Source organism: Pseudoalteromonas rhizosphaerae (genome assembly GCF_028885455.1).
GTDB classification, from domain to species: Bacteria; Pseudomonadota; Gammaproteobacteria; order Enterobacterales; family Alteromonadaceae; genus Pseudoalteromonas; species Pseudoalteromonas rhizosphaerae.
The window spans coordinates 1,402,076-1,428,405 of sequence record NZ_CP118496.1; the positions used below are offsets into that span (position 1 = coordinate 1,402,076).

Annotated in this window: 25 protein-coding genes; 18 read left to right on the top strand and 7 right to left on the bottom strand. The window is 40.6% G+C overall.

Annotated elements, in window-relative coordinates; genetic code table 11:
* From lspA to PVK79_RS05970, 10 genes are all read left to right on the top strand, one after another.
* Positions 1-501: a signal peptidase II gene (lspA, locus tag PVK79_RS05925; protein ID WP_145237265.1), complete on the top strand. Its 501-nt coding sequence runs from the start codon at positions 1-3 to the stop codon at positions 499-501.
* Complete coding sequence (gene fkpB / locus PVK79_RS05930) at positions 498-938, top strand: FKBP-type peptidyl-prolyl cis-trans isomerase (protein ID WP_145237262.1); 441 nt, start codon at positions 498-500, stop codon at positions 936-938. The genes lspA and fkpB overlap by 4 nt, the downstream gene beginning before the upstream one ends.
* Positions 938-1,867: a 4-hydroxy-3-methylbut-2-enyl diphosphate reductase gene (gene ispH / locus PVK79_RS05935; RefSeq protein WP_182734408.1), complete on the top strand. Its 930-nt coding sequence runs from the start codon at positions 938-940 to the stop codon at positions 1,865-1,867. The genes fkpB and ispH overlap by 1 nt, the downstream gene beginning before the upstream one ends.
* 38 nt (positions 1,868-1,905) lie before the next feature.
* On the top strand, positions 1,906-2,946 hold the full coding sequence (locus PVK79_RS05940; RefSeq protein ID WP_145237256.1) for a sensor histidine kinase: 1,041 nt from the start codon (positions 1,906-1,908) through the stop codon (positions 2,944-2,946).
* A complete protein-coding gene (locus PVK79_RS05945) occupies positions 2,943-3,644 on the top strand; it encodes a LytR/AlgR family response regulator transcription factor (RefSeq protein ID WP_145237253.1) in 702 nt (233 codons plus the stop codon). The genes PVK79_RS05940 and PVK79_RS05945 overlap by 4 nt, the downstream gene beginning before the upstream one ends.
* A 133-nt stretch (positions 3,645-3,777) precedes the next feature.
* Positions 3,778-4,338, top strand: a complete 561-nt coding sequence (gene pilV / locus PVK79_RS05950) for a type IV pilus modification protein PilV (RefSeq protein ID WP_145237250.1) — start codon at positions 3,778-3,780, stop codon at positions 4,336-4,338.
* A gap of 1 nt (position 4,339) precedes the next feature.
* Positions 4,340-5,329 carry a PilW family protein gene (locus PVK79_RS05955; RefSeq protein ID WP_145237247.1) on the top strand — a complete coding sequence of 330 codons (990 nt, stop codon included), beginning with the start codon at positions 4,340-4,342 and terminating at the stop codon, positions 5,327-5,329.
* Positions 5,317-5,799: a pilus assembly PilX family protein gene (locus tag PVK79_RS05960; protein ID WP_145237244.1), complete on the top strand. Its 483-nt coding sequence runs from the start codon at positions 5,317-5,319 to the stop codon at positions 5,797-5,799. Before PVK79_RS05955 ends, PVK79_RS05960 begins: the two co-directional genes overlap by 13 nt.
* 10 nt (positions 5,800-5,809) lie before the next feature.
* Positions 5,810-9,034 carry a PilC/PilY family type IV pilus protein gene (locus PVK79_RS05965; RefSeq protein ID WP_182778215.1) on the top strand — a complete coding sequence of 1,075 codons (3,225 nt, stop codon included), beginning with the start codon at positions 5,810-5,812 and terminating at the stop codon, positions 9,032-9,034.
* Entirely contained in the window at positions 9,018-9,440 is a 423-nt protein-coding gene (locus tag PVK79_RS05970) for a type IV pilin protein (RefSeq protein WP_145237238.1), read from the top strand. The genes PVK79_RS05965 and PVK79_RS05970 overlap by 17 nt, the downstream gene beginning before the upstream one ends.
* A gap of 22 nt (positions 9,441-9,462) precedes the next feature.
* Here PVK79_RS05970 and PVK79_RS05975 read toward each other — a convergent pair whose 3' ends face one another.
* Both PVK79_RS05975 and PVK79_RS05980 read right to left on the bottom strand, forming a co-directional pair.
* Complete coding sequence (locus PVK79_RS05975; RefSeq protein ID WP_182731097.1) at positions 9,463-9,954, bottom strand: GspH/FimT family pseudopilin; 492 nt, start codon at positions 9,952-9,954, stop codon at positions 9,463-9,465.
* Between the two features lie 116 nt (positions 9,955-10,070).
* Positions 10,071-10,616 (bottom strand): GspH/FimT family pseudopilin, encoded by a 546-nt coding sequence (locus PVK79_RS05980; protein WP_149980933.1) that lies wholly within the window; start codon positions 10,614-10,616, stop codon positions 10,071-10,073.
* A 195-nt stretch (positions 10,617-10,811) separates the two neighbouring features.
* On the opposite strand from PVK79_RS05980, the gene glnB reads away from it, so the two are divergent.
* On the top strand, positions 10,812-11,150 hold the full coding sequence (glnB, locus tag PVK79_RS05985) for a nitrogen regulatory protein P-II (RefSeq protein WP_145237227.1): 339 nt from the start codon (positions 10,812-10,814) through the stop codon (positions 11,148-11,150).
* An 82-nt stretch (positions 11,151-11,232) separates the two neighbouring features.
* Here glnB and PVK79_RS05990 read toward each other — a convergent pair whose 3' ends face one another.
* Positions 11,233-11,994 (bottom strand): outer membrane protein assembly factor BamD, encoded by a 762-nt coding sequence (locus PVK79_RS05990; RefSeq protein WP_149980797.1) that lies wholly within the window; start codon positions 11,992-11,994, stop codon positions 11,233-11,235.
* 141 nt (positions 11,995-12,135) lie between these two features.
* On the opposite strand from PVK79_RS05990, the gene rluD reads away from it, so the two are divergent.
* The 3 genes from rluD to clpB all read left to right on the top strand — a co-directional run bounded on the left by rluD (position 12,136) and on the right by clpB (position 16,522).
* Positions 12,136-13,113, top strand: a complete 978-nt coding sequence (gene rluD, locus PVK79_RS05995; RefSeq protein WP_145237221.1) for a 23S rRNA pseudouridine(1911/1915/1917) synthase RluD — start codon at positions 12,136-12,138, stop codon at positions 13,111-13,113.
* Between the two features lie 9 nt (positions 13,114-13,122).
* Positions 13,123-13,848, top strand: a complete 726-nt coding sequence (gene pgeF, locus PVK79_RS06000) for a peptidoglycan editing factor PgeF (protein WP_145237218.1) — start codon at positions 13,123-13,125, stop codon at positions 13,846-13,848.
* Between the two features lie 97 nt (positions 13,849-13,945).
* Positions 13,946-16,522: an ATP-dependent chaperone ClpB gene (clpB, locus tag PVK79_RS06005; protein ID WP_257325493.1), complete on the top strand. Its 2,577-nt coding sequence runs from the start codon at positions 13,946-13,948 to the stop codon at positions 16,520-16,522.
* A gap of 111 nt (positions 16,523-16,633) precedes the next feature.
* Here clpB and PVK79_RS06010 read toward each other — a convergent pair whose 3' ends face one another.
* Positions 16,634-18,181, bottom strand: a complete 1,548-nt coding sequence (locus tag PVK79_RS06010) for a methyl-accepting chemotaxis protein (RefSeq protein ID WP_257325494.1) — start codon at positions 18,179-18,181, stop codon at positions 16,634-16,636.
* Between the two features lie 487 nt (positions 18,182-18,668).
* Here PVK79_RS06010 and gshA point away from each other — a divergent pair, with 487 nt between their 5' ends.
* Complete coding sequence (gene gshA / locus PVK79_RS06015; RefSeq protein WP_257325495.1) at positions 18,669-20,246, top strand: glutamate--cysteine ligase; 1,578 nt, start codon at positions 18,669-18,671, stop codon at positions 20,244-20,246.
* A gap of 139 nt (positions 20,247-20,385) precedes the next feature.
* Positions 20,386-20,994 carry a transglycosylase SLT domain-containing protein gene (locus tag PVK79_RS06020; protein WP_145237206.1) on the top strand — a complete coding sequence of 203 codons (609 nt, stop codon included), beginning with the start codon at positions 20,386-20,388 and terminating at the stop codon, positions 20,992-20,994.
* A gap of 55 nt (positions 20,995-21,049) precedes the next feature.
* On the opposite strand, the gene PVK79_RS06025 is transcribed toward PVK79_RS06020, so the two are convergent.
* The 3 genes from PVK79_RS06025 to PVK79_RS06035 all read right to left on the bottom strand — a co-directional run bounded on the left by PVK79_RS06025 (position 21,050) and on the right by PVK79_RS06035 (position 24,159).
* Positions 21,050-21,886: a mechanosensitive ion channel family protein gene (locus tag PVK79_RS06025; RefSeq protein ID WP_145237203.1), complete on the bottom strand. Its 837-nt coding sequence runs from the start codon at positions 21,884-21,886 to the stop codon at positions 21,050-21,052.
* Positions 21,887-22,022: 136 nt separating this feature from the next.
* Positions 22,023-23,291, bottom strand: coding sequence for an HlyC/CorC family transporter (locus PVK79_RS06030; RefSeq protein ID WP_145237200.1), 1,269 nt, complete (start codon positions 23,289-23,291; stop codon positions 22,023-22,025).
* A 61-nt stretch (positions 23,292-23,352) separates the two neighbouring features.
* Positions 23,353-24,159 carry a cytochrome C assembly family protein gene (locus PVK79_RS06035; RefSeq protein WP_145237197.1) on the bottom strand — a complete coding sequence of 269 codons (807 nt, stop codon included), beginning with the start codon at positions 24,157-24,159 and terminating at the stop codon, positions 23,353-23,355.
* Between the two features lie 273 nt (positions 24,160-24,432).
* Here PVK79_RS06035 and ffh point away from each other — a divergent pair, with 273 nt between their 5' ends.
* Together ffh and rpsP are read left to right on the top strand one after the other, a co-directional pair.
* Complete coding sequence (gene ffh, locus PVK79_RS06040; protein WP_145237194.1) at positions 24,433-25,812, top strand: signal recognition particle protein; 1,380 nt, start codon at positions 24,433-24,435, stop codon at positions 25,810-25,812.
* 261 nt (positions 25,813-26,073) lie between these two features.
* Positions 26,074-26,322: a 30S ribosomal protein S16 gene (gene rpsP, locus PVK79_RS06045; RefSeq protein ID WP_145237191.1), complete on the top strand. Its 249-nt coding sequence runs from the start codon at positions 26,074-26,076 to the stop codon at positions 26,320-26,322.
* Positions 26,323-26,330: the final 8 nt, after the last annotated feature.

Here is a 26,330-nt window from a genome sequence, read left to right on the forward strand (position 1 = left end):
GTGAGCAAACTAGCCCAAAAAAGTGGTTTAGTGTGGCTTTGGTTAAGTTTGCTACTTTTAGTAGCAGACTTTGCCAGTAAAACACTGGTTGTTAAAACCATGAATTTACGCGAATCAATTGATATATTGCCATTTTTCAATTTAACCTATGTGCATAACTATGGCGCAGCTTTTAGTTTTTTAAGTGAAGCGGGTGGTTGGCAACGTTGGTTTTTAAGCGTTATCGCTATTTCAATCAGCGTATTATTGATCTGGTGGCTAAAACGTTTACCTGCCACTAATAAAATTTTATGCAGTGCTTATTCGTTAGTATTAGCGGGCGCAATTGGCAACTTATATGACCGTATCAGCCATGGTTATGTGATTGACTTTCTACACTTTTATTATGAAAGCTGGAATTTCCCTGCGTTCAATATTGCCGACAGTGCGATTTGTATTGGTGCCGCATTATTATTATTTGATGCCTTTACTGGCGAAAGTCCTAAGGAGCAAAAAGCATGAGCCAAGCAGTTATAGGTGAAAAATCAGAGGTTATTTTTCATTTCTCAATTAAGCTATCGGATGGCTCTGCGGCAGATTCAACCAAAGTGCATAATAAGCCTGCAAAATTAACGATGGGTGATGGTAGTCTAACGGCTAACTTTGAAAAATGCTTATTTGGTTTAGCGTCTGGTGACAGCAAGTCATTTGAACTTGAGCCTGAAGATGCTTTTGGTCAACCAAACCCAGATAATATTTACTATGTAGACCGTAGTAAGTTTGGCCCAGAAACGCCGGCAAAAATTGGTTCTATTATTGCGTTTACTCAACCTGATGGTACCGAATTACCAGGAGTTGTTCGTGAAGTGCAGGGTGAGTCTGTGACCATCGATTTTAATCATCCGCTTGCAGGTCAACGTTTAACTTTTGAAGTTGATATTTTAGAGGTGAACGGGTAATGGAAATTTTATTGGCAAATCCGCGCGGTTTTTGTGCGGGAGTCGACCGCGCGATTAGTATCGTTGAACGTGCGTTAGATATCTTTGAAAAACCGATCTATGTGCGCCATGAAGTTGTCCATAACCGCTACGTGGTAGATGGTTTAAAAAAACGTGGTGCGGTGTTTGTTGAAGAATTGGACCAAGTGCCAGACGACAGCATTGTTATTTTTAGTGCCCATGGCGTGTCACAAGCTGTACGCAGTGAAGCTAAGCGTCGAGATTTAAAAGTATTTGATGCAACATGTCCATTGGTCACTAAAGTGCATATGGAAGTGACCCGCGCTAGTCGTAAAGGTATCGAGTGTATTTTAATTGGTCATCATGGTCACCCTGAAGTTGAAGGCACCATGGGGCAATACGATAACGCTAAAGGTGGTATTTATTTAGTTGAAACGCCTGAAGATGTTGCCAAACTAAACGTGAAAAATCCAAATAACTTATTTTATTGTAGCCAAACTACATTATCGGTAGATGATACCGCAGATGTTATAGATGGCTTAAGAAGTAAGTTTCCAGCGATTGATGGCCCACGTAAAGACGATATTTGTTACGCCACACAAAATCGCCAAGATGCGGTACGTGACTTAGCTGATAAAGTAGATGTGTTATTAGTTGTTGGTGCTAAAAATAGCTCAAATTCAAATCGGTTACGTGAACTTGCTGATAAAATGGGTACTGTTGCTTACTTAATTGATGACGCCAGTAATGTTGAAGATCAATGGTTTGCTAATGTCAATGCGGTTGGTGTTACCGCGGGTGCATCAGCCCCTGAAGTGCTTGTACAACAAGTGATTAACCGCCTTAAAGAATTAGGCGGTAAACAGGTTATTGAAAACCCTGGCGAAGTAGAGAATATCGTATTTGCTGTACCCGTTGAGCTACGCTAACCTTAGCGTACTGACAGGACATTTTTAAGGAGCGCGCAATGAGCAAGTCGGTGCAAACCAATACTTTGCTTTTTGCGGCGCTGTTTAAAGAACGCGGCGTACTTGCTACTTTAGTCGTTGCGCAAGTTATCGCCACTATACTAGCTTTCGCTCCTGCAACTGCGGATGATATTTGGATCCGCCTCGGCGGGATCAGCCTGTTTTTACATCTCACATTTTTGTCTAGTCTAACTTGGCTTTACTTACTGCGTAAACCACTTGCAAACTTGGGTCAGCCTTGGCAATTAAGTGCTTTAATGGCTTCATTACTACTTACAACGGCGGTTTTCAGCGGATTGTTAGTGACCTATGGAGGCGACTTTATTGCACAACAACATACTTATCAGTTTATTTTAAGAAACTTATTAGTCGCTTTTTTAGTCACCGCATTATTTATTCAATTTTTAACTATTCATTTTGAAAAAGACCAGCAAACTAATGCGTTGGCTCGCGCAGAGCTAGATGCCTTACAGGCACGTATTCGTCCGCATTTTTTATACAACAGCCTCAATACCGCAGCGGAGCTTACTCATTATGATCCTCAAGCTGCAGAGCAAGCGATTTTAGCGCTCGCGGCATTATCTCAAGCGGCAATGCGAGTGGGGAAAGAGACTGCACTAAGTGATGAAATCGCACTGACTCAGCAATATATTGCGCTTGAAAGTTGGCGGTTTGCTGATCGTTTACAAGTCAACTGGCAATTACCGGAGCAATTGCCAGAGATAACTATTCCGTGCTTAACATTACAACCACTGCTAGAGAATGCTGTTTGTCACGGTGTTGAGCCTTCATTGACTGGTGCTATAATTTACGTCGAGTTACATATTAGTAAACGCTCGTTAGTCATTTTAGTTGAAAATCCAATCTCGTCGCAGCAGCAGAAACGCTCAGGTAATGGCATGGCGCTGAATAATATTCGCCAGCGGTTAGATCTTTATTATCAAGGTCATGCAAAGCTGACAATGACAACACGAGGTGATATTTTTCGGGTAAAGTTAGTACTGCCTTTGGCTATTAATAATGCCAAGGAGCAAGCATGAAGGTACTCATAGTTGATGATGAGCCACTAGCACGTGCTCGCTTACAGCGATTACTTGCTCATTACCCAGACTATAACCATGCAGCACAAGCAAGTAATGGCAACGAGGCTTTGCAACAAGTGAAGCTGCAGGCTCCTGATATTGTATTTCTGGATGTTGATATGCCTGCTATGAGCGGTTTAGAAGTTGCAACACAATTGAACAAGTTGTCTGTCCCTCCGGCTATTATTTTCGTCACCGCTCATCCTGAGCATGCCTTAGAAGCTTTGCAACTGAGTGCCGCGGGTTATTTAGTAAAACCTGTGACGGAGCAAAATCTAGCAAAAACAATAGATCAACTAGGTCGTTTAACACGCGCCCATCTACAAAAGCAACGTCCAGCAGCAATCAGTTATCAGCTTGCGGGGGTGACACGCAGTGTGGCATTAGAGGATGTTTGTTATATTATAGCTGAAGAGAAATACACGCGTTTAGTTTTTACTAACGGTGAGGCATTGCTTGATCAAAGCTTAAAACAACTCGAGCAGGATTATCCTACACAGTTATTACGAATTCACCGCAAGATAGTGATTAATCTGTCCCGGCTAATCGCTCTAAAAAAAGCTGAAGATGGCAGTCATGTGGTTTTATTAGAAGGTTGCAGTTGTTTATTACCAGTAAGTAGACGCGCTTATAAAACAGTAAAAGAGCATCTTTAAGCACATTAAATTTTGCAGCAAAAATGCATAGTTAACCATTCATCAACAAATATAACCGTTCATCCTAACCCATCTTGTATCTACATATTATTAGCATATCCTTATAATCAGGTAGTTTTATATTGGGTGTAATATGAGGTCCATCAAGCATACATCGCAACATGGTTTTACGTTAATAGAGGTTTTAATTGCGTTTGTGATTTTAAGCTTTGGCCTACTCGGTGCGGTCGCATTACAAGCAAAAGCAAAACAAGCCAGCTTCGACTCTATGCAACGAGCAGCAGCAGTTGCTTTAGGTAATGACATTATTCAACGGATACGAGCAAATGACCGAGTTGCGTCAATCACTCAGTATAATGGCACATTCACCAGTAACACAGCACTAGAACAGTCTCGAACATGTTACACCGATACATGTAGCTCAGCTCAAATAGCTGCTCTAGATCGTCAACAATGGATCCGTGCCATACAAGCCCGTGAAAATACTGGCGCGCTCGATGACGCCACTGTGTGTATAGAAAATACTGTAGCGGCAGGTAATGGTGGCAGAGGGTTTAATATTCAAGTCGTGGTAAGTTGGCGGGGACGTCAAGAGATCACTGCTAATGCTGAGACAAAAAAAATAACATGTGGCGAAGAAAGTAATACCCGCCGCGTTATGGTACTAAAAAGCTATGTTTATTCAAGGAGCTAGCATGAAGCAGCGAGGTTTCACTTTAGTCGAAATGATGATCGCACTTTTTATTGGTGGTTTAGTGCTCGGCGGAGTTATGTTTACTTACATAAGTATGAAAGTAACGACCAGAGATACTATGGTAATTGGTGAATTACAAGAAACGGGTCGTTTAGCATTAAATATTATGCAGCGCGATATAGAGCAAATCGGTTTTTGGGGGACATTCTACGAAGATTCATTTTCGAAAGAAAATACCACAACTCTAACCAACCCTACTGGTGATTGTTTTTCTGGACTTAATAACGGTAGTTTCCCCGTTAATAATGCAAATAGTAATTTTCGTTCGGTATTTGCACTTGAATCAACTGGAGGCGCGCAGTTGAACTGTATTACAGATTCAAACGATACAACAGATATCTTACAGGTGAAATTTCTAGAGGGTCTGCAAATTGATCCTGCTGATACCAGTTCAAGTAATTATTACTTTATAGCTGAGCAAGAGCGAGCTGAATTTCGCAAAGGCCCAATAGCTGCTGGGACTATAAACGGCAATGCAACGATTTGGCGTTATCGTCACCACGTTTATTACATTGATGAACAAACTTATCAAGTCAATGGACAAAATATCAATGTGCCGGTACTAATGCGACGCCGACTTAGCGCCAGAAAAGACCAAATGATTACTGAGACTATTATGGAAGGTGTTGAAAACATGCGTTTTTTATTTGGGCTAGATACAAATAATGACGGCCGTGTGGATGCTTATCGAAGCGTAGGAATGATGACAGCAACAGATTGGGAAAACCGCCGAGGAATATTAACCGTACAAGTTTTTATACTGGTGCGGTCATTACAAGAATATGCAGACTTAAATCAGCTCAATCAAACGTATACTTTAGGTGAGGATGCAGGTCAACGAGTGCTTAGGTTTAATGACAGGTTTCGTCGAGCTTTATTTACAACAACTATTCGCTTAAATAATGTGGGGGCTAACTTATGGCGTATTTAAAACCAGCTGCCAAACAGCAAGGAATTGTGTTGGTCGTTGCTTTGATTATGGTGGTCGCTGTCACTGGCATTGCGGTGACACTTATGAGCAGTAGTAGTGTAGATATAAAAATTACTAATGCTGCATTTGAGCGAGAAGAAGCTGAAAATTTATTAATGGGTAACGTACAACAATTGATTGCAGGTGAGGCTAACAAGGGCGGCACAAGTCATTTTCTATATACTCGAGCTCAAATACCAAATGGCACGCTTGAACTGCCTCAGATAGATGATACAACAAGTACGATGAGTAATTTAAATAATGGTGCACTAGACTTACCATGTCCTCGAAAGTTTAATTTTACAGCGGGCATTTCGTGCAATATGGTGCAGGTAAACAGTACCATTACGTTTGGCTCAAAAAGCAGACATACTATAACAGTAACATCAGGCATTGCTCAGGAAATGGCAAGCTTAAATACTGGCGGTTAAGTGAGTAAATATGATCAAGTTTAAAAAGTTAGTTATGAATATTTCACTTAGTATCGCGGTACTTTTAAGTATGCAATGTTATGCGGAAGATATTGAATTATATGTAAACCATAATGTAGAAATAGACGAAAGAGCGCGAGTTTTATTGATTTTTGATACCTCTGGCAGTATGGCGTTTTCATCCAAAACAGGTAAAGATTGTGGTCAATATAATAATGGTGGCTGGAAGGTATGTAATGACAGTCGACTTGGAGTGGCTAAAGATGCTATGACTGAGTTGATCACCGGTAACCCTGACATCGATTTTGGGCTTATGCGCTATAACAGTACTGATGGCGGTTATATATTGAATGGTATTGGTAGCTCACATAATGCTATAAAAGCATCAATAGATAACCTACCCGCCGATGGTGGTACTCCATTAGCTGAAACTCTTTGGGAAGCATATTTGTATATAACAGGGAAAGGTTTGCACTATGGCGAGCAAGTTAGTGAGTCAAATCGGGATACTAGTGTTGAAAATAAGGTTAATGATAGAAAACAAGTAGAAGAGTGTGACTGGGAGCGTAAAGGTCGGCATTGGGTTTGGGTTTGTAAAAATGTATGGGTAGATAATTTTAGTTACACGTATATTTCACCTTTTGCAGATAGTGTAGAGGAAGCTAAGCGCTGTGATAACTCAGTAAATATAATTTATATGACGGACGGTGATCCATCTGCTGGAAGTGATAATAATAGTGACGGTGCGATAAGTGAAGCATATAAGTCATATTTCGGTCGTTATTTAAATAATAATGATTACATCTACAGTAACTACTTACATCAGTTAGCGAAAGTAATTCATGGTGTAGACGCGAATAAAAAGGCTAACATCGAAGAGGTCGTTGTTGATTTGTATCCTCAAACTCCCGATATTCACGAAACCGGCCGTGTATATACCGTGGGCTTTGGATCGGGGATGAGTAGCTCTGGTAAAAAACTACTAGAGGAAACCGCTACACTCGGTGGTGGTCAATACGAATATGCAGATACTGCAGAGCAATTAGCTGATGCATTTAAAAAATTCATCACCAATATCCGTGAAGTAAACGATACTTTTACTTCACCTTCCATAGCTAGTAATAATGTTGATCAAACTCGTAGTCGAGAATCTATATATTACGCTATGTTTTACCCTGAAACCGGCGCTCGCTGGCGTGGTAATTTGAAAAAATTAAAAGTGTCAGGAACTGAAATAGTTGATGCCAATTCGACCCCTGCACTGAACGACGATGGGTTGATTAAGTCAACCGCATCGACATTTTGGTTACCCGAGAACACTCCACCTGATGGTAATTCGGTAGAAAGTGGTGGTGTCAATTTACACCTTACCAATTTAGCAGAGCGAACTGTTTATACAGATTCCCCTAAAGGAGGATTGATTGAGTTTCAAAGCTCAACGTTGCAAACCGCATTCGGTAGTCTTGCTAAGGTTGCTACTAGCTTTGGCACAGATATCAATAGTGTTGGTTCAACTATTGAATGGGCTAGAGGGGTAGATGTTGATGATGAAGATAAAGATAGCTCTCGGCGTGATCAACGAAAAGATATATTTGGTGATCCATTACACTCAAAGCCAGTTACGATTGATTATGGTAGTGGTGACATTCGCATATTGATTGGTACTAATGCTGGTTTTCTGCATATGTTCCAAGATAAAGGTAAGGATGTTAGCGAAACATGGTCATTTATTCCAAGTAGTTTATATAAAATTTTAACTCCATTACGTAATAATCAAGCAGACACCAAAGTGTACGGTGTTGACGGCCCAATTACTGTATTTTTTGATGATGCTGATCGTGATGGTGTTGTTGAAGCTGGTGATCGCGTGTGGGCATTCTTCGGTATGCGACGTGGTGGTAACCAATATTATGCATTAGATATTACTAATCCAGATGTACCAAAATTAATGTGGACAATTCAAGGTGGCAGTGGAGTTTATAAAGAGTTAGCACAAACTTGGTCTGCTCCAACTGTGTCATATATTAAGGGAAAGAAAGAGCCAGTGTTAATTTTTGGTGCTGGTTTTGATACTAATAAAGACAATGTATCACTCAGTAATGATACGAAAGGGCGCGGTATATATATCGTCAATGCATCAGACGGTAGCTTGGTTTGGGAATTAACGCCTAAAACAGGCTTTAAAGGAAAACATAGTATTGCAGCAACAGTTTCGATACTTGATTCAGATTATGACGGTTTTATAGATCGCTTATATGCAACAGATACTGCGGGTAGTATTTGGCGTGTAGATATGCCAAGTGCAAACCCGACCGACAGTAAAAACCCTTGGACCCATTTCGAACTTGCTAAATTGGGGGGAGCAATTTCTAGTCAAGATAGGCGCTTTTTTTATAAGGCGACCGTAGCACGTACAATGTTTAGCAAGGTAACCAGTACCACAAGCAATAATCAAACAAGTATAATCCGCGAGGATACCCCATTTGACGCAATATTAATTGGTAGTGGTAATAGACCAAAGCCAACACTAACAACGGTACAAGATCAATTGTATATGATCCGTGATATTAATACTGTGACCATGTCATTTATAGGAGATGACATTCCTGAGACTATTACGCCTAGTGATTTAATGAATGTAAATAGTGATCCTTTTGCAAATGCGCTAGATGATATTGAGCAGTTTACAGAAGAGGAAGTGAAGCTTAGTAAAAAAAGCGGTTGGTATTATGATCTTCCTCGCAGTGGTGAAAAGTCGCTCGCAGCTGCAACTGTAGTTGGAGGAGTTGCTTATTTTACAAGTTTCACACCAGCTTCAGCAGATGCCACGATTAACCAATGTTCTTTAAGTGGAGGAAGTGGCGGTTTATATGCATTTCATTTGCACTACGGAAGCAAGGTATATAACCAATTGCGTTATGTCACGAGCAATGATGTACCAGATACACCGCAACTTTATTTTGGCACCTCAGAAGTTTGCGACAGTGATGGTAAAGCATGTAATGAACAAAGCCAGTTTTTATTACTAGGACCAGGAGTAAAGCAAACTAAAGCGACTGAAGATGAATTTAGTGCGAAAAACCCATTTATACCAAAAGAGATCCTAGGGCCAGGCATTACGTTTGATGAAGATGGCAAAATTAAGCTTGTGAGTGATGCGGTGCCCATTGGCTTTGGTTTTAAAACTCAACAAACCTTTATCTATAAGCGAGAGAATAATGACAACCAAAAATAACATGCAGCGAGGGTTTACATTAATTGAGCTCATGATCACTGTAGCAATATTAGGCATTATTGCCTCAATTGCTCTACCAAGCTATTTTGAACATGTTAAACGGACTGCTCGCACAGAAGCAATCACGTCATTACTTGATGCGGCTAATCGGCAAGAGCAGTTCTTTGTTGATAATCGAGAATATACAAATGATTTAGCAAATATTGGTGTAACGACACCAACTGAGCATGGTTTTTATACTATTGAGGTTGAAGTCGATAACGATGCAGGGACATTTAGCTTTACAGCAACTCCAGTTGCTGGTCCTCCATTAAAAGATGATGACTGTAAGACCTTTGTTATTGATGATGCAGGACTAAAAACCGCAACACCGAAAGCGAATTCTGCAATGTGCTGGGGTAAATAGTTTGTAATGGCTTTATTTTTGGTTACTCTTGGCATTTTGAGGTATTTTTAATCTTCGTTCTGCCAGTATAGCTTATAGATATAGCAAGCCCTTTGTGGCTTGCTTGTTTATACTTAGGACAATATATAAATGTACCGTTATGAAAGCCCATGGGTGTGCCGTTATATCGAAAAGTAATAAATGGCCTAGGGTAGGTGAGCATATCTTCAGAGTGTGTTGGTTCAATGTAAAATAGAACCTTATCTTTACCATCAAATTTACCCACCTTGTTAGTATCAGTAAACACAGTAAGTTCTTTGTGCCAATTATCGCTATGGCATTGATTATTTTTAAGGGCGCAAAATGTTACGTTTGCGCCATAAGATACTGCGCTTAAACGGGATAAGCCAATAGCTCGATTTACTTTTGCGATATGGTTGTCAAGGCGGATATTTATGAGTAATGGCTGATAATTAAATAAAACTAAGTGGCACATTATTGACATAATGCTTAACACTACCATAGTTTCAATCAACGTGGTTCCTAGTCGCTTTGCTCCGTTGTTTATATCCTTCATCCTTGAAGTTCTCAATTATGACAAGTAGATTAAGCTTAGTTGACCCTAAATCAGATGCAAATATAGAGCGAAATTTAATCACAGGTGCCGCTCGTATCTCCGTTATAAAATGCCGTACCAGATTGGCTGATTGTCAGTGCTTTATTGTTTTTGTTATCTTTATTTGGACAGTAGATGAATGTGCCTGGGTTAGAGGTAATACGACCACTTGCATCAAATATCAATGAATTATCACCTGAAAATGTTAATTGATTATTGTCAGGGACTTCTTCCATAACTCTGAGAATTCGGTCTCCTCTGCGTGGGTTATGATCGCCATTACTATTACTATCATAAAAGACGATTATAGAGCCGTCATTCCAACTATCTAAGCAGGTCACTTTTTTGTCATTTTCTATTCTGGTTGTATTACCACTGCACACAACGATCAATGAATCGGTACTCGTGGCTTTTGCGCGAGCAAAGTTGATGTTACGTTTTAACTCCAGCAAATAATTTTCAGCTCGGTTATTTTCAAGCATGTCGCTACTATTCCAAAAAGCGATTGAGGCTAAAATTCCGACTATCGCAAGGGTGACCATCACCTCAAGTAATGTAAAGCCATGTTGTTGTTTGTTCATGTTCACCTCTGGTACTGGAGTGCGCTGAGTAAATCAGCGCACTTTGAAGAACTTATTTTAAACATAATTGTTCCAATTGATATAATCATACCATTGCTGACGATTAAATCACCGTAATTCAATTGCTTTGTTTGCTATGAAGTGCAGGATTGTCTAAAATCGATTCAATTGGCAATATAAGAGTAGCGACTAATAATGAAGAAAATTGAAGCAATAATTAAACCATTTAAACTTGATGATGTTCGTGAAGCGTTGTCTGATGTCGGTATTACTGGCATGACCGTCAGTGAAGTGAAAGGTTTTGGCCGTCAAAAAGGACATACTGAGCTTTATCGTGGCGCTGAATACATGGTTGATTTTTTACCAAAAGTAAAGCTTGATATTGTCCTTGGTGATGACGATGTTGACCGTGCTATTGAAGTGATCGTTAAAACAGCACAGACAGGTAAAATTGGCGATGGTAAGATTTTCGTCACTGACGTTGAGCGTGTGGTACGTATTCGTACAGCTGAAGAAGATGAAGACGCGATTTAATTTATTATCTGAGATTAAAAGTCAGACATAAAAAAGGCGCTACTTATAAACAATCAGTAGCGCCTTTTTTGTATATGTTAATTTATTTCTTTTTATTTAACTCACGGGTCATTTTAGCGTGTTTACTTAATTCTGGTAAACCAAGCTTGTTGTAGCTTTTTTCCATCATTTCCAGTGCATTATCTAAGTAGCTACTTTGAGAATAATGCTCTACGACGTATTTACCGCGATTTGCTGCTGCTAAGTAAGCTTCACGTTCATAGTAGTAATCAGCAACTTTCAACTCATAACGTGCCATTTTGTTGAGTAACCAAACTAAACGTCTTTTTGCTTCAGGGGCATAGCCACTGTCAGGGAAGCGATTAACTAAAGTTGATAAATCAGTAAAGGCAACACGGGTACGATTAGCATCACGGTCGGCTCTATCAACACCAAAATACTCTTGGAATGCGTTTTTATCGGCTTTAATATTTACTAAACCACGCATGTAGTACATATAGTCTAAATCTTTGTGGTTTGGATTTAGGCGAATAAAACGGTCAATTGTTGCAAGCGCTTGTTCAGTATTACCCGCTTGGTAATGGGCGTAGACTAAATCCATTTGTACTTGTTTTGACATAGGCCCAAACGGATAGCGTGAATCAATCGCACTCAAAAGCTCAATTGCACGCGCGTACAAGCCTGAATCAAGTGTTTGTTTGGCATCATCATACAACGCTTGCGCTGATTTATTAGGAACGCGTTGGATATCTTCTGCATCAGGTGCTGACGAACAGGCACCTAAACCAAGTAATGAAACTGTAAAAACAATGGCGAATGCACGTTTCCCTATTCTATTTATCATTTTATTTGTTACCTTCGATGTCTTCGGCTAGGCCAAGTGGGTAAAACCGAGTAAACTATGCTTATTATATAATGCTTTTATTAAAAGCGATTCTAACCCAGTCGAGCACAGCTTGCACTGGTAAATTGGGTAAAGTTACTAATGTCAGAGCAAATTTCTCTTCAAGCCGAGGTGCCAACTGAGTTAGGCGGTAAACGTCTAGACCAAGTATTGGCACAATTGTTCCCTGATTATTCACGTTCACGTATAAAAACGTGGATTTTGGATGATAAAATCACCGTGGATGGTGAAATTTTAAACACCCCGAGAGAGAAACTCTTTGGAGGTGAAACAGTCAATGTTGAAACTAGCATTGAAGCCCCACGTGAATACTTAGCGCAAGATATCAAATTAAACATCGTTTATGAAGATGATGATATTTTGGTTATCAACAAACCTATGGGTTTAGTTGTGCACCCTGGTGCCGGTAATCCTGATGGCACAGTGCTCAATGCATTGTTGCATCATTATCCAGATATCATTAATGTTCCGCGCGCAGGTATTGTGCATCGTCTAGATAAAGATACTACCGGTTTGATGGTGGTAGCTAAAACAATTCAGGCGCAAACACATTTAGTTAAAGCATTACAGAAGCGTGAAAACTTCACGCGTGAATATGAAGCAATTTGTAATGGCACCATGACCGCAGGTGGTATGGTTGAAAAACCAATTGGTCGCCATCCTACGCAGCGTACACACATGGCTGTGCATGAGCAGGGTAAACCAGCAATTACGCATTTTCGTGTTGCTGAAAAATTCCGTGCGCATACGCGATTACGTCTTCGTTTAGAAACTGGCCGAACTCACCAAATTCGTGTGCATATGGCATTTATTAATCATCCATTGATTGGTGATAAAGCCTATGGCGGTCGTCCACGTCCACCAAAAGGCGCAACACCTGAATTGTTCCAAATGTTACGTGAATTTAATCGTCAAGCATTGCACGCGGTAAAGCTAAGTATCGCACACCCAATTACGGGTGAAATGATGACTTGGCAGGCGCCAATTCCTGATGACATGGTTGCCATGACGCACGTACTTCGTGAAGACACCAAAGCTAATCCAAATATCGATTTTTAAGCTGCTTTAATGCTTTATCCTAATTGGACAGCGCCAACCAATGTAGGGGCTCTCAGTACAACTCGTCAGGGCGGTGTATCGCATGCGCCTTTTATGAGTTTAAACTTAGGCCTACATGTGGGCGATGATCAGCAAGCGGTATTAACGAATCGCGCACTTTTAGCTGCTCAGCTTCCTAAAGCACCGGTGTGGCTTAATCAGATCCATAGCAGTGAAGTCGTTGTTGTGGATGAGTATTTTGACCCACAGGCTAATTATGATGCGGATGCGCTGTATACCCGATTAAAAAATCAACCACTGGCAATTATGACAGCAGATTGCTTGCCGGTTTTACTTACCAGTGAAAGTGGTGATGAGGTGGCTGCTATTCATGGTGGCTGGCGCGGTTTGCATGCGGGTATTATCGCTAATACTTTGCGTCACTTTAGCAGCCCTGCAGAACAAATTATAGCGTGGTTAGGTCCTGCCATAGGTGCTGCAAAGTTTGAGGTTGGCAGTGAAGTAAAAGCGCTTTTCTGTGAACAATCAGCATCTCATCACACTGCATTTGTGGCGCAGGCGGATGGTAAATATTTAGCGGATATTTATCTGCTCGCAACCACACAGCTTATTAATCTAGGCATAAGAAATATTAGTGGTGGTGAGTACTGTACAGTTAGCAATAGCGAACAATTCTTCTCATACCGTCGAGATGGTCAAACAGGGCGTATGGCTTCTTTGATCTGGCGCAAGTAATAGTCTATTCAGTGAGTATATTTTCTCCTAAGCCTTGATCAAAGTGCCGAGCATACCCATTAATTAAGTAATTAGTTTTTTTAATAGGTAACCCCTTATGCGTTTAGATCGATTTACCAGTAAATTTCAATCTGCGCTCTCTGACGCTCAGTCATTAGCGCTTGGTCGTGATCATCAATTTATTGAACCAGTACATTTAATGTATTCACTCTTGCAGCAAAGTGGCTCAAGTGTGCGTGCGTTATTAGCCCAAGCCAGTGTGAGTGCCGATGAACTTAATACCAAGTTATCACAAGAGATAGAAAAGCTATTTAAAGTGGAAGGTGTTGGCGGCGACGTGCAGTTGTCAAATAACATGGTTTCACTGATCAACTTATGCGATAAGTACGCGCAAAAGCGTAAAGATAAATACATCTCCAGTGAGTTATTTGTATTAGCAGCGTGTGATGATAAAGGGCCATTGGGTGATATCTTCCGCGCTTTAAATATGACCAGCACTAAAATAGAAGCAGCAATACAAGCTATTCGCGGTGGTCAAAAAGTTGATGATCCGAATGCCGAAGATACCCGTCAAGCGCTGAAAAAGTTTACTATCGATTTAACTGAGCGTGCAGAGCAGGGTAAACTTGATCCTGTTATTGGCCGCGATGATGAAATTCGCCGCACGATCCAAGTATTACAACGGCGTACTAAAAATAACCCCGTGTTGATTGGCGAACCCGGTGTCGGTAAAACCGCTATAGCTGAAGGGCTCGCGCAGCGTATTATTAATGGCGAAGTGCCTGAAGGCTTGAAAAACAAACGTGTGTTATCGCTTGATTTAGGAGCCTTGGTGGCCGGTGCAAAATACCGTGGTGAGTTTGAAGAACGTTTAAAGTCAGTGCTTAATGAATTGGCTAAAGAAGAAGGCCAAGTGATTTTGTTTATTGACGAAATTCATACTATGGTGGGCGCCGGTAAATCTGATGGTGCAATGGATGCGGGTAATATGCTCAAACCTGCATTGGCTCGAGGTGAACTGCATTGTGTCGGTGCTACAACCCTTGATGAGTATCGTAAATATATTGAAAAAGATGCCGCTTTAGAACGTCGTTTTCAAAAGGTGCTTGTTGAAGAACCATCAGTAGAAGATACCATAGCGATTCTTCGAGGCTTGAAAGAGCGTTACGAGTTACATCACTGTGTTGAAATTACCGATCCAGCCATTGTTGCCGCAGCGCATTTATCGCACCGCTACATTAGCGATCGCCAGCTACCGGATAAAGCCATTGATTTAATTGATGAAGCGGGTTCGTCTATTCGCCTACAAATCGATTCAAAACCAGAATCATTAGATAAATTAGAGCGCCGTATCATCCAGCTAAAACTCGAAGATAATGCACTTGCTAAAGAGAAAGATGACGCCAGCCAAAAGCGTCGTTCTGAGATGCAGGAGCTGATCACCGATCTTGAAGCCCAGTACCGTGAACTTGATGAAGTATGGACAGCTGAGAAAGCCTCTTTGCAAGGTACTCAAGTAATTAAGGCTGAACTTGAACAAGCGCGATTAGACTTAGATGTTGCCCGCCGTGCCACTGATCTACAACGTATGTCAGAGCTGCAATACGGCCGCATTCCAGAATTGGAACGTAAACTCGACTTAGCTTCACAAGCTGAAATGCAAGAAATGAGCTTACTTAAAAACCAAGTGGGTGAAGATGAAATTGCTGAGATACTTTCACGTTGGACTGGTATTCCTGTATCGCGCATGCTTCAAGGTGAGCGTGAAAAACTGCTGCAAATGGAAGAACATTTACACCATAAAGTGATCGGTCAAGACGAAGCGGTAGTGGCAGTGGCGAATGCGATTCGTCGTTCACGGGCAGGGCTTGCAGATCCAAATAGGCCAATCGGTTCGTTTTTATTTTTAGGCCCAACCGGGGTCGGTAAAACTGAGCTGACTAAAGCGTTAGCTGGATATATGTTTGATACTGAAAGCGCGATGGTGCGAATTGATATGTCTGAGTTTATGGAAAAGCACTCAGTTGCTCGCTTAGTTGGCGCGCCTCCGGGCTATGTTGGTTATGAAGAAGGTGGCTACTTAACAGAAGCTGTTCGTCGTCGTCCATATTCTGTAATTTTGCTTGATGAAATCGAAAAGGCACATCCTGATGTCTTTAATATTCTGCTGCAAGTGTTAGATGATGGCCGTTTAACGGATGGCCAAGGTCGTACTGTTGATTTTAAAAATACGGTGATCATCATGACCTCAAATTTAGGCTCAGATATTATTCAAGAGCAAACCGGTAACAACGATTATTCAGCGTTAAAAGAAAAAGTGATGGGGGTTTTGGTTAATGAGTTTAGACCTGAATTTATTAACCGTATTGATGAAACCGTAGTATTCCACCCACTTGCTAATGAACATATCAAAGAGATTGCAGATATTCAGTTAAGCAAGTTACGTGAGCGCCTAACAGGAATGGGTTACTTGTTACAAATAAGTGATGCAGCTCTTGATCGAATTGCAGCCAGTGGTTTTGATCCGGTTTATGGTGCACGACCACTCAAACGGGCTATTCAACATACCATTGAAAATCCATTATCACAGAAGTTACTCGCAGGTGAATATCAAAGTGGTGACATGATAGTAATTGATGCTGACGAAAATGGTTTAGTGTTCTCATCACGCTAACTGATTAACTGAGTTTTAAGGCCAGTGAATATGCTGGCCTTAAACTCGCTGCTAATAAAAAGTTATAAAGTAACTATTAAAGATAAACCCCTATCATTTAGCCGCGCTTAATTAAACCTTAAAAGTCAGTAAAATATCGTTAACTTTACGTGAGCCTTCGACAAGCTGTGCAGCACCTTTAGCGACATTAAAGCTCAACGTTAAGTTCTCGTCACTGTAACCTTTTATTTGTGTAATGTTGTCGCTAATATCGAGGCTGACAGTTTGTTGTTGCTCGGCGGCAGCAGATATTTGTGTCGCTAGTTGCGATATTTCACTTATTTGCGCGAATATGCTATCCAGTTCAACTTGGGTATGTCCGGTGGTATTTACACATTCATCGGCTTGCGCCTTGGTGTTTTTCATGACCGTAGACCAGCTAAACAGGGTATCTTGAATTTCTTTAATAGAGCTATGAATTTGTGCAGTAGCACGTTGAGTACGAGAAGATAATGCACGCACTTCATCGGCAACTACCGCAAAGCCTCGGCCATGTTCACCAGCACGCGCGGCTTCAATTGCAGCATTTAATGCCAGTAAATTGGTTTGCTCTGCAATGCCTTCGATTTCAGTCATTACTTGACCTATTTTATCCGCCTCGGTTGCAAGGGAATTAGCAGTACTTGCCGCTTGTTCAACTTGTAAAGCAAGGTCAGACACCATGGCACTATTGTCTGCAATATGCAGTTTTATATCAGTGCAGCTTTGGTAAGTAATATTTACTTTTTCAGCGGTATGATGAGTGTTGCCCGATATTTCACCTATGGTTGCACTCATTTGTGACATTGCGGTGGCCATTTGGCCAAGGCGTTGTCCTTGTGCGGCAATGCCTTTTTCAGTTAATGCTGATTGTTGGTCTAGGTTAGCCGCAATACCGGTAAACGTGACAGTCGTATCTTTTACTCGTCCTAATACGGTACGTAATTTAGCATTAAGCATTTGCTGGTTATATTCACTAATACTAAATGGATAATGGCCGACATAGACATAGCGGGATACAGAATCATTATCTACCTTGAGCTGTTTCAGTGCTGCTGGTGTGAAAACTAATTCATCATAATTTAATAGCATAATTAGTAAACTAAATAGCGCGGTTATCAGTGCAACAGAAATAGATACAAAAGCTGCTAATAGTACTATACCAATTAAGCCAATAAGTAGGGCTGCACTTTGGCGAACACCGACCCATTCACGCCAAGAAGACAACGATTTACCGGCATTTATTTTAGTGTATAGGCTTTGTGCTCGTCGTTTTAGTTGTTCGCTCGGTTTTGTTCGTACTGATTGATAGCCAACGAGTTGACCATGTTCAAAAATAGGAGTAACAAATGCATCAACCCAATAATAGCGGCCATCCTTGCAGCGATTCTTTACCATCCCGCGCCATGAATGGCCTTGTTTAAGTTTTTCCCACATTTCTTTAAATGCCGCTTTGGGCATATCTGGGTGGCGAACAATATTATGATTTTTGCCAATGAGCTCTTCAAGGTTGAAGCCAGCGATATTGCAAAATTCTTTATTCGCATAGGTTATCACTCCACGTACATCTGTAGTAGAGACGAGCTGCTGGTGATCTGAAAAGGTGACTTCTTCGTTTATTAACTGCTGACCCCGACGCATAGGTAGTCCTTAAACATGCTTTATTATTAGTGATGATTATAAAGTCCATACAAACGTAATGATAGCAGGTTCAGTGTTCACAGGTGCAAAATTGATCTTAAATAACTTTTTAGTGATCTAGAACAAAGAAACTTGTAAAAGCTGTATTCGTAATCGTGTAATTGCTGAATATATACATAGATATTATGGTTCTAGTTTGATAAGTCGGTAAGTCTCAGAGATGGATTGCAGATAGTAAACAATTAATTAGTCAGCATCTCGCATAACAGTGGTGTCATTAAAGCAATTGTATATTAGCTCTTACAATGGCAAGATTAGTAAAAATTTGGGTGTTAGCTTAACGGCCCGCAGCAAGTTTGCTTTACAAACATACGGTGACCTTCTTGGTAAATAGTGGAAATTAGAGTTATGCCATTATTAAACCTTGAGTATTATCAATTTGCCCCCATTGACTTAGGATTAGGCCACGTGGCTCGAGGAAGCATTTTTGACTACACATGATTTAACTAAAGCGTTAGCAGCGCTAGCCCCAGAACAGCATAAATACGCAATTAAAGGCATTCAACGCGGTATTGAAAGAGAAGCGTTGCGGATCAAGCCAAATGGTGTAATTTCACAGCAAGGTCATCCAAAAGGGGTTGGTTGTGCGTTAACTAACGGGCATATCACCACTGATTTTTCTGAGTCTTTACTGGAGTTTATAACACCCGTTAGTGAATCTGCTGAAGAAACGTTAAATCAGCTACAAGACTTACAAAAGTTTACCCTATCGCAGATGGGCGATGAATTATTATGGCCTATCAGTATGCCGTGTTTTATAGAACACCAAGATGACATTGTATTAGCTCAATTTGGTGATTCTAATATTGGACGCATGAAAACCTTGTACCGCGAAGGTCTTAAAAATCGTTATGGCAGCATGATGCAAGCGATTGCCGGTGTGCACTTTAATATATCGTTTCCAGAGTCATTTTGGCAGAGTTTAAAAACGATTAAAGGCGATACTGGCTCATTACAAGAGTTTATTTCGGCCGGTTATTTAGGACTGATCCGTAACTTCAAGCGAGAACTATGGCTGATCAGTTATTTATTTGGAGCATCGCCAGCGCTGTGTAATTCATTTTTACAAGGGCGCAGTACGGATCTTCCTTTTAAAAAGCTAGGTAAAGGCACGCTTTATCTTGAAGTGGGTACAGCTTTGCGCTTAGGTAATTTGGGTTATACCAACAGTGCTCAGTCATCACTAAAAGTACTGTATAACTCACTAGATGAATATGTAGCAGGATTAAAAAGTGCGATTCATTCACCGTCAGATATTTATGGTCAGCTTGCTGATTATAAAGATGCCCAGCCTAAACAATTGAATAAAAATGTATTGCAGATTGAAAACGAATTTTATTCGCCAATTCGTCCTAAGCGCAATGCTAAAAGTGGCGAAACACCGACCGACGCACTGTTACGTGGCGGTATTGAGTATATTGAAATCCGAGCTCTAGATGTAAATCCATTTGCAGCAACGGGAATTGATATTGAGCAAATTCATTTCCTAGATGTTTTTCTGACTTATTGCTTATTGAAAGATTCTCCAACAATGGATTGGGATTCTCAACAGCGTAGCACCGAAAATTTAGATACGGTTGTAAGCCAAGGTCGCGCTTTAGAAGTGATGTTAAACCGCTCTGGTAATTCATGCAGTCTAGCAACGTGGGGAGCAGAGATCTTCGCACAGTTACAACAAGTTGCAGCCTACATGGATAATGCTTACGGCGTTAGCTATTACAGCGAAACGATTACTCGATTAAGCCAATGGATAGCAGATCCTGAATTAACATACTCAGGGCGCTACGTTAGTCAACTGAAAGGGTCTGGTATTGATAATGGTTATTTTGCCTTATCGTTGGCAAAAAGTTACCAGCAACAACATCAAGGTACGCCATATAAAGTGTATTCAGACAGCTATTTAAAACAACAAGCAGATCAGTCAGTTATTGCTGAACGCGAGTTGAAAGCCGCTGATAATCAAACATTTAATGCATTTTTAGATGATTATTTTGCCACTAAGTAAGTTTGTAGCTAAGTAAGCAGGCAAAAAAACGCAGCCCAAGTTGGCTGCGTAAAGATTCTTCAGGGATAAACAATGCTAAACTGCGCATTCATAAAATATGACTTATATTTTTATAAAAAGTTCAGCGAGCAACAAAAAAATGAAAAATAGTTTAATTATTTTATCGCTGGGGGCTCTGTTAACTGGTTGCGCAACAGCCCCTCCAAAGCAACCTAATGATATATGTAAAATTTTTGAAGAAAAAAGCGATTGGTACTATGACGCAAAAGATGCCCAAGAAAAATGGGGCTCACCTAAACATGTACTAATGAGCATGATGTATCAAGAAAGCTCCTTTAAACACGATGCTGCACCGCCAATGGAATACTTTTTGTGGGTCATTCCCACAGGGCGAGCAAGTTCAGCTTACGGCTACTCACAAGCAAAAACTCCCACCTGGTCTGATTATATTCGTGAAACGGGTAATAGCGGCGCCGATCGCGATGATTTTGATGACGCTATCGACTTTATGGGCTGGTTTGTTTATAAGACTCATAAAGTTAATGGCATCTCGAAATGGGATGCCTACGCGCAATACCTAAATTACCACGAAGGCTGGGGCGGTTATAAACGCGGCACCTATAAAAATAAAAAGTGGTTAATGGCAGTGGCTAATAAAGTAAAAAATCGTGCAAGTCGCTATGCGGCTCAGCTTAAACGTTGTGAAGACGATTTAGATAAAGGGTGGTTAGAAAGGTTATTTAGCTGATCTGACAAGATTCAAGATTTTAAAAAGCCCGCACAGCGGGCTTTTTAGTATTAGTTTATTTCCCTGGGAATTGATGAATATGTACATCGCGCTGTGGGAATGGAATGGTAATATTTTCTTTATCGAAGGCAATTTTAACGCGTTCGTATAAACCAAAATACACTGGCCAGTAATTTTCAGAATCAACCCATGCCCAGACCAACATGCCGATATGGCTATCGCCATGCTGACTTACATGCACAACCGGTTGTTTTGCTTCATCTTTGAGTACTAACTCGTAGCTATTTAACACGCCCATTAGTACTTCTCGCGCTTTAAGCACATCATCACTGTAGCTAATACCAAACTCAATATCGACGCGGCGAGTTGGTTCTGCAAACTTGTTTTTTACACAGCCATTAGAAAGTGCACCATTTGGGATAATAATTTTTTCATTATCATAAGTGAGTAGTACGGTAACAAATATTTGAATTTCAACCACTTTACCCATATAGCCTTGGGCTTCAATGACATCACCAATTTTAAATGGTTTAAAAAATAAGATCAGCACACCACCGGCGAAATTCGCTAGGCTGCCTTGTAATGCCATACCGACCGCTAAGCCTGCAGCACCGAGCATAGCAATGAACGAGGTTGTTTCTATACCAATCATTGATGCGACTGAGATCAGTAATAGCAACTTTAAAATAACCGATAAGAAGGAGACCAAAAAATGACTTAATCCGGCTTCAAATTTTACCTTTGCCATTGATTTTTCAGCCATACTGGCAATACGGCCAACAAACCACCAACCAACAATTAAAACAAAGATTGCCAATAAAAATCGAGGGCCATAGGTCATTAGCATTTCAATCGCTTTGGTGTACAGGGTCTCGATAGAGATATCTTCCATTGCATTTTCCACATCTATAAAGTTACAAATATAATAGCCTAATAATTAACACTTTATAGAGAATAATGAACAAAAAATTTGTTGCGGGGATGAGCTGAGGGAGTAGAGTAACCATAGGTTACTCTACAGATATTGCTTATATTTTGCGCTTGTTCGCTTGAATGCGCACCAGTTTGATCATGTTCTCTTTTACTTCAACAACTTCAATCGGATAGCCTGCAATACGCAAACTCAAGTTGGCATCAGGAATGTCTTCTAAGTATTCGACAATTAAGCCACTTAATGTTTTCGGGCCATCAAGAGGGAACTCCCAATCCATTTCTTTGTTTAGATCGCGTACGTTAGCACCGCCATCAACTAAAAATGAGCCATCATCTTGTGACACAACTTCTTCACTTGGAGTACGTGTTTGCGTAGTGGTAAAGTCACCGACCACTTCTTCAAGAATATCTTCGAGGGTAACTAATCCTTGAATATCACCATATTCATCAACTACTAAACCGATACGCTCTTTTGATTGCTGAAATTTAAATAGCTGAGTATTGAGCGACGTACCTTCAGGAATAAAATAAATCTCACGAACTGCGCGAAGCAATGATGGTTTATCAAATTGCTCTTTCGTTAATAACCGCAGTGCATCCCGTGAGTGAATAAAGCCTACCGCATCATCAATTTGGTCACGATATAAAAGTACTCGCGTGTGTTGTGCATGGGTAAGCTGTTTACTAATTAGTTTCCAGTCATCATTGATATCAATGGCAACAATTTCGTTGCGCGGGATCATAATATCTTCGACAGTGACTTGCTCTAAATCTAAAATGGAGGTCAACATACTTTGGTGACGCGCGGGGATCAGCGCACCCGATTCATTCAGCACCGTTTTTAATTCTTCTTTACTCATGCTGTGCTCATCTATTTGTGCAGCACTAATACCAAATAGGCGTAATATGCCATTGGTCATCCAGTTAACGACGACGACAAATGGAAAGAGAATTTTTAGTAACCCTTTGAGTATCACCGAACTAGGAAAGGCAACTTTTTCAGGGTAAAGCGCAGCTAGCGTTTTAGGCGTTACTTCTGCAAATATAAGCACTACTAAAGTTAGTGCGCCAGTGGCAATAGCGATACCTAAATCACCATATAAACGAATACCGATAATGGTTGCAACCTGCGCGGCAGCAATATTCACCAAGTTATTACCGATGAGGATAAGGCCAATAAGTCTATCAGGACGGCTCAAAAGTTTGTTGACACGCTTTGCTGCGCGGTGATTTTCTTTAGCAAGGTGGCGTAAGCGGATTCTGTTAATTGACATAATGCCCGTTTCAGAACCAGAAAAATATGCAGAACAAAGTATGAGTATTCCAAGTATTATAAACAAAACACTTGTAGAGATGTCGTCCAAAGAAGGATCCTTTTTTATTTAACCAATGCGTATTAAGCGGGAGTGAGCTGCCTGAGTCAAGTTAAAACTTATTCAGGATCACCTCTTGCACAAAACGACTGCCAAAATAAGCCAGCGTTAAAACAAAAGCAGCAGCCATGATAGCTAGTACGACCGGTTTCCCACGCCAGCCTTGCTTTAAGTGACCAATTGTCACCGTTGCAAACATAGCCCAAGCAATTAATGATAAAACAGTTTTATGAATAAATTCACTAGCAAACATGCCATCAAGAAAAATAAAACCAGATAATAACGCTAAGGTTAACAAAACCGTGCCTAGCGTTAATAAGTGATAGAGTTGGCGTTCAACCACCATTAATGGCGGTAAATGGCTATGCACAATCGCTAAGTCTTTTCGTTTTAAACGTTTATCAATAAAGTAAAACTGTACGCCATATAAAGTGGCAATAATTAACACACAGTATGCAAGCAGGGAAAGCGAAATATGAGTGACTAAACCTATTTCAACATCAATACTTTGCAATAAAATATGATGCGGGATAAATAAGCTGGCAATTGTTAGCAAAGCAGCAAAGCCATAGACAACAGGCAGTAATAATGTGGCAGGGAATTTTAATGACACCGTAGTGACAGAGACCACAATCACCCAGCAGGTTAATAGTGATACATTAACAATACTTAAATCTTGGCCATCGGCGCGAAACACTGAATTCACCAGTAATAACATGTGCGCTAAAATTGCCACCGTGCTGAGGATAACCGTCAGCTTTTGGCTCGGACCTTGTTGGTGAAATAACCGAGACAGCACGTGAGACGTCGCGAAGATATAAAATAAACTGGCAATAATAGTTAAACTAATAATCAGCATAGTGCTTGGGCCACTCAATTTGAGTCAAATATTCCTTGTTAGAGTAAGGGCATTGTATTTTATAGTGAGGCAAATGCATAGAGTTTGTAAAAAGAAACTCAAACAGCTCACTTGAACACTGTATTGTGCGCCACCATTTACGGTATACTGTTTTTAATTAAAATTTTATTAATACTGATTATATGAAATCAGCGCTATTAATAGTAAGTGCTAAACTTGCGGCAATAACGTTGTTTGGGAAATTGGTATATCACGTTTGATCGGAACCTTTACATGTTTGAGAACCTCCAAGAACGATTAGGTAAAACCTTAAAGAATATCAGCGGCCGTGGACGCCTTACTGAAGACAATATAAAAGATACACTACGCGAAGTGCGTATGGCTTTTTTAGAAGCCGACGTCGCTTTACCCGTTGTTCGTGAGTTTGTTAAACAAGTTAAAGAGCGCGCGGTAGGTATTGAAGTAACTAAGAGCCTAAGTCCTGGGCAAGTGTTCATTAAAATCGTTCGCGAAGAGCTTGAAAAAGCCATGGGTGAAGCAAACGAAGAGTTGAGCCTAAACGCACAACCGCCAGCCGTTGTAATGATGGCGGGTCTGCAAGGTGCGGGTAAAACGACCAGTGTTGCTAAGCTTGCCAAATTTTTAAAAGAACGTAAAAAGAAATCAGTATTAGTAGTCAGTGCCGACGTTTATCGTCCTGCGGCTATTAAACAGTTGGAAACACTGGCCGATGAAGTAGGTGTTGAGTTTTTCCCAAGTGACATTTCACAACAGCCGGTTGATATTGCAAAGGCAGCTATTTCTCATGCGAAAAAGAAATTTATCGATGTTGTATTAGTTGATACCGCAGGTCGTTTGCATGTTGATAATGACATGATGGACGAGATTAAAAATCTTCATCATGCTATTAACCCAATCGAAACCTTGTTTGTGGTTGATGCCATGACAGGTCAAGATGCTGCCAATACTGCCAAAGCGTTTGATGAAGCATTACCTCTGACCGGTGTGATACTAACCAAGACCGATGGTGATGCGCGCGGTGGTGCTGCACTATCAATCCGTCATATTACCGGCAAACCTATTAAGTTTATGGGTGTTGGTGAGCGCACTGATGCGCTTGAGCCTTTCCATCCAGATCGTATCGCATCGCGTATACTTGGTATGGGTGATGTACTTTCATTGATCGAAGAAGTCGAAATGAAAGTCGATAAAGAGCAAGCTGCAAAAGTTGCTGAAAAAGTTTTTAAAGGTGATGGCTTTACTCTTGATGATTTTGCTGATCAATTAAAGCAAATGAAAAGCATGGGCGGCATGATGTCAATGCTTGATAAATTACCTGGTATGCAAAACTTACCTGATGCAGTGAAAGGTCAGATGGGTGATAAAACCTTTATTCAGATGGAAGCGATCATCAGCTCAATGACGAAAAAAGAGCGTGCACGTCCAGAGATCATTAAAGGCTCTCGTAAAAAGCGTATTGCAGCGGGCTCTGGTACGCAAGTACAAGAGATCAATAAGCTGTTAAAACAGTTTACGCAGATGCAAAAAATGATGAAAAAAATGAAAGGTAAAGGCGGCATGATGAAAATGATGCGCGGCATGAAAGGCATGTTACCACCAGGAATGATGGGTGGCGGTGGCCCTAAATTTTAATGTTTTAACTGACGCCATGCAGATGTAGCGACTCAGTTAACTAAAAAGAGAGGCAAATAGCCTCTTTTTTTGTAGATAAATTATGCGTTGAAAGTTCTATATAGCCTGATTTAACGCGTAGATCATAGTTTAATCAACTTAACAGTCATTTCGAGTCACTTCTTACTTGCATTGTTGCTAAAAACTCGTACAATTCCCCAGCTCCCCATACTGGGGAGTAAATCTTATTAATGAAAACAGTCAATCTATTTAGAGGACGGTATGGTAACTATTCGTTTGCAACGTGGTGGCGCTAAAAAACGCCCTTTCTATCAAATTGTGGTTGCGGATAGCCGTTTCTCGCGTGACGGTCGCTTCATCGAGAAAGTAGGCTTTTTTAACCCAATTGCTAGTGGTCAAGAAGAAAAAGTACGTTTAGATTTATCTCGTGTAGAACACTGGGTAGGTCAGGGCGCATCTCTTTCAGATCGCGTAAATAAGTTAGTTAAAGACGCTCGTAAAGCGGCTTAATAGGCGTA

Coding starts and splice junctions, on each gene's coding strand:
- fkpB (WP_145237262.1), top strand. CDS start 498: ATGAGCCAAGCAGTTATAGGTGAAAAATCAGAGGTTATTTTTCATTTC.
- ispH (WP_182734408.1), top strand. CDS start 938: ATGGAAATTTTATTGGCAAATCCGCGCGGTTTTTGTGCGGGAGTCGAC.
- PVK79_RS05940 (WP_145237256.1), top strand. CDS start 1,906: ATGAGCAAGTCGGTGCAAACCAATACTTTGCTTTTTGCGGCGCTGTTT.
- PVK79_RS05945 (WP_145237253.1), top strand. CDS start 2,943: ATGAAGGTACTCATAGTTGATGATGAGCCACTAGCACGTGCTCGCTTA.
- pilV (WP_145237250.1), top strand. CDS start 3,778: ATGAGGTCCATCAAGCATACATCGCAACATGGTTTTACGTTAATAGAG.
- PVK79_RS05955 (WP_145237247.1), top strand. CDS start 4,340: ATGAAGCAGCGAGGTTTCACTTTAGTCGAAATGATGATCGCACTTTTT.
- PVK79_RS05960 (WP_145237244.1), top strand. CDS start 5,317: ATGGCGTATTTAAAACCAGCTGCCAAACAGCAAGGAATTGTGTTGGTC.
- PVK79_RS05965 (WP_182778215.1), top strand. CDS start 5,810: ATGATCAAGTTTAAAAAGTTAGTTATGAATATTTCACTTAGTATCGCG.
- PVK79_RS05970 (WP_145237238.1), top strand. CDS start 9,018: ATGACAACCAAAAATAACATGCAGCGAGGGTTTACATTAATTGAGCTC.
- PVK79_RS05980 (WP_149980933.1), bottom strand. CDS start 10,616: ATGAACAAACAACAACATGGCTTTACATTACTTGAGGTGATGGTCACC.
- glnB (WP_145237227.1), top strand. CDS start 10,812: ATGAAGAAAATTGAAGCAATAATTAAACCATTTAAACTTGATGATGTT.
- PVK79_RS05990 (WP_149980797.1), bottom strand. CDS start 11,994: ATGATAAATAGAATAGGGAAACGTGCATTCGCCATTGTTTTTACAGTT.
- rluD (WP_145237221.1), top strand. CDS start 12,136: ATGTCAGAGCAAATTTCTCTTCAAGCCGAGGTGCCAACTGAGTTAGGC.
- pgeF (WP_145237218.1), top strand. CDS start 13,123: ATGCTTTATCCTAATTGGACAGCGCCAACCAATGTAGGGGCTCTCAGT.
- clpB (WP_257325493.1), top strand. CDS start 13,946: ATGCGTTTAGATCGATTTACCAGTAAATTTCAATCTGCGCTCTCTGAC.
- PVK79_RS06010 (WP_257325494.1), bottom strand. CDS start 18,181: ATGCGTCGGGGTCAGCAGTTAATAAACGAAGAAGTCACCTTTTCAGAT.
- PVK79_RS06020 (WP_145237206.1), top strand. CDS start 20,386: ATGAAAAATAGTTTAATTATTTTATCGCTGGGGGCTCTGTTAACTGGT.
- PVK79_RS06025 (WP_145237203.1), bottom strand. CDS start 21,886: ATGGAAGATATCTCTATCGAGACCCTGTACACCAAAGCGATTGAAATG.
- PVK79_RS06035 (WP_145237197.1), bottom strand. CDS start 24,159: ATGCTGATTATTAGTTTAACTATTATTGCCAGTTTATTTTATATCTTC.
- ffh (WP_145237194.1), top strand. CDS start 24,433: ATGTTTGAGAACCTCCAAGAACGATTAGGTAAAACCTTAAAGAATATC.
- rpsP (WP_145237191.1), top strand. CDS start 26,074: ATGGTAACTATTCGTTTGCAACGTGGTGGCGCTAAAAAACGCCCTTTC.